The 2996-nt window shown below is 52.6% G+C and carries 1 rRNA gene; it reads left to right on the top strand.

What is annotated here, in order from left to right:
* Window positions 1-69: 69 nt before the first annotated feature.
* Window positions 70-2977 (top strand): 23S ribosomal RNA (locus tag GT753_RS25590).
* Window positions 2978-2996 lie beyond the last annotated feature (19 nt).

Below are 2996 nucleotides of genomic sequence, written 5' to 3'. Positions count from 1 at the left end.
AAGAGTAACCTGTCATAGAGTCTCTCAAATGTTTGCAGCGCGAACGATGGAAACATCTTCGGGTTGTGAGGTTAAGTGACTAAGCGTACACGGTGGATGCCTAGGCAGTCAGAGGCGATGAAGGGCGTGCTAATCTGCGAAAAGCGTCGGTAAGGTGATATGAACCGTTATAACCGGCGATACCCGAATGGGGAAACCCAGTGTGTTTCGACACACTATCATGTCATGAATACATAGTGGCATGAGGCGAACCGGGGGAACTGAAACATCTAAGTACCCCGAGGAAAAGAAATCAACCGAGATTCCCCCAGTAGCGGCGAGCGAACGGGGAGGAGCCCAGAACCTGAATCGGCTTGTGTGTTAGTGGAAGCGTCTGGAAAGTCGCGCAGTAAAGGGTGATAGCCCCGTACACTAAAATGCACAGGTCGTGAGTTCGATGAGTAGGGCGGGACACGTGACATCCTGTCTGAATATGGGGGGACCATCCTCCAAGGCTAAATACTCCTGACTGACCGATAGTGAACCAGTACCGTGAGGGAAAGGCGAAAAGAACCCCGGCGAGGGGAGTGAAATAGAACCTGAAACCGTGTACGTACAAGCAGTGGGAGCACCTTCGTGGTGTGACTGCGTACCTTTTGTATAATGGGTCAGCGACTTATATTTTGTAGCAAGGTTAACCGTATAGGGGAGCCGTAGGGAAACCGAGTCTTAACTGGGCGATTAGTTGCAAGGTATAGACCCGAAACCCGGTGATCTAGCCATGGGCAGGTTGAAGGTTGGGTAACACTAACTGGAGGACCGAACCGACTAATGTTGAAAAATTAGCGGATGACTTGTGGCTGGGGGTGAAAGGCCAATCAAACCGGGAGATAGCTGGTTCTCCCCGAAAGCTATTTAGGTAGCGCCTCGTGAACTCATCTTCGGGGGTAGAGCACTGTTTCGGCTAGGGGGCCATCCCGGCTTACCAAACCGATGCAAACTCCGAATACCGAAGAATGTTATCACGGGAGACACACGGCGGGTGCTAACGTCCGTCGTGAAGAGGGAAACAACCCAGACCGCCAGCTAAGGTCCCAAAGTCATGGTTAAGTGGGAAACGATGTGGGAAGGCATAGACAGCCAGGATGTTGGCTTAGAAGCAGCCATCATTTAAAGAAAGCGTAATAGCTCACTGGTCGAGTCGGCCTGCGCGGAAGATGTAACGGGGCTAAACCATGCACCGAAGCTGCGGCAGCGACGCTTAGGCGTTGTTGGGTAGGGGAGCGTTCTGTAAGCCGTTGAAGGTGGCCTGTGAGGGTTGCTGGAGGTATCAGAAGTGCGAATGCTGACATAAGTAACGATAAAGCGGGTGAAAAGCCCGCTCGCCGGAAGACCAAGGGTTCCTGTCCAACGTTAATCGGGGCAGGGTGAGTCGACCCCTAAGGCGAGGCTGAAAAGCGTAGTCGATGGGAAACAGGTTAATATTCCTGTACTTGGTGTTACTGCGAAGGGGGGACGGAGAAGGCTAGGCTAGCCGGGCGACGGTTGTCCCGGTTTAAGCGTGTAGGGGGTGTGACCTGGTAAATCCGGTTGCATACTAACCCTGAGGCGTGATGACGATGCACTACGGTGCAGAAGTAGTTGATGCCCTGCTTCCAGGAAAATCCTCTAAGCTCCAGGTAACATTAAATCGTACCCCAAACCGACACAGGTGGTCAGGTAGAGAATACCAAGGCGCTTGAGAGAACTCGGGTGAAGGAACTAGGCAAAATGGTGCCGTAACTTCGGGAGAAGGCACGCTGGCATGTAGGTGAAGTCCCTTGCGGATGGAGCTGAAGCCAGTCGAAGATACCAGCTGGCTGCAACTGTTTAATAAAAACACAGCACTGTGCAAACACGAAAGTGGACGTATACGGTGTGACGCCTGCCCGGTGCTGGAAGGTTAATTGATGGGGTCAGCCGCAAGGCGAAGCTCTTGATCGAAGCCCCAGTAAACGGCGGCCGTAACTATAACGGTCCTAAGGTAGCGAAATTCCTTGTCGGGTAAGTTCCGACCTGCACGAATGGCGTAATGATGGCCAGGCTGTCTCCACCCGAGACTCAGTGAAATTGAACTCGCTGTGAAGATGCAGTGTACCCGCGGCAAGACGGAAAGACCCCGTGAACCTTTACTATAGCTTGACACTGAACATTGAGCCTTGATGTGTAGGATAGGTGGGAGGCTTTGAAGCGTGGACGCCAGTCTGCGTGGAGCCATCCTTGAAATACCACCCTTTAATGTTTGATGTTCTAACTCGGCCCCGTGATCCGGGGTGAGGACAGTGTCTGGTGGGTAGTTTGACTGGGGCGGTCTCCTCCCAAAGAGTAACGGAGGAGCACGAAGGTTAGCTAATCACGGTCGGACATCGTGAGGTTAGTGCAAAGGCATAAGCTAGCTTGACTGCGAGAGTGACGGCTCGAGCAGGTACGAAAGTAGGTCTTAGTGATCCGGTGGTTCTGAATGGAAGGGCCATCGCTCAACGGATAAAAGGTACTCCGGGGATAACAGGCTGATACCGCCCAAGAGTTCATATCGACGGCGGTGTTTGGCACCTCGATGTCGGCTCATCACATCCTGGGGCTGAAGTAGGTCCCAAGGGTATGGCTGTTCGCCATTTAAAGTGGTACGCGAGCTGGGTTTAGAACGTCGTGAGACAGTTCGGTCCCTATCTGCCGTGGGCGTTGGAAGATTGAGAGGGGTTGCTCCTAGTACGAGAGGACCGGAGTGAACGCACCACTGGTGTTCGGGTTGTCATGCCAATGGCATTGCCCGGTAGCTAAGTGCGGAAAAGATAAGCGCTGAAAGCATCTAAGCGCGAAACTTGCCTCAAGATGAGTCTTCCCTGGACCTTTAAGGCCCCTGAAGGAACGTTTAAGACTAAGACGTTGATAGGCTGGGTGTGTAAGTGCAGCGATGCATTGAGCTAACCAGTACTAATGATCCGTGAGGCTTAACCTTACAACACCGAAGGTGTTTT

It is taken from the genome of Serratia sp. Z4, from assembly GCF_009900725.1.
Classification (GTDB): Bacteria; Pseudomonadota; Gammaproteobacteria; order Enterobacterales; family Enterobacteriaceae; genus Serratia; species Serratia nematodiphila.
This window is presented reverse-complemented; position numbering and strand designations above follow the sequence as displayed.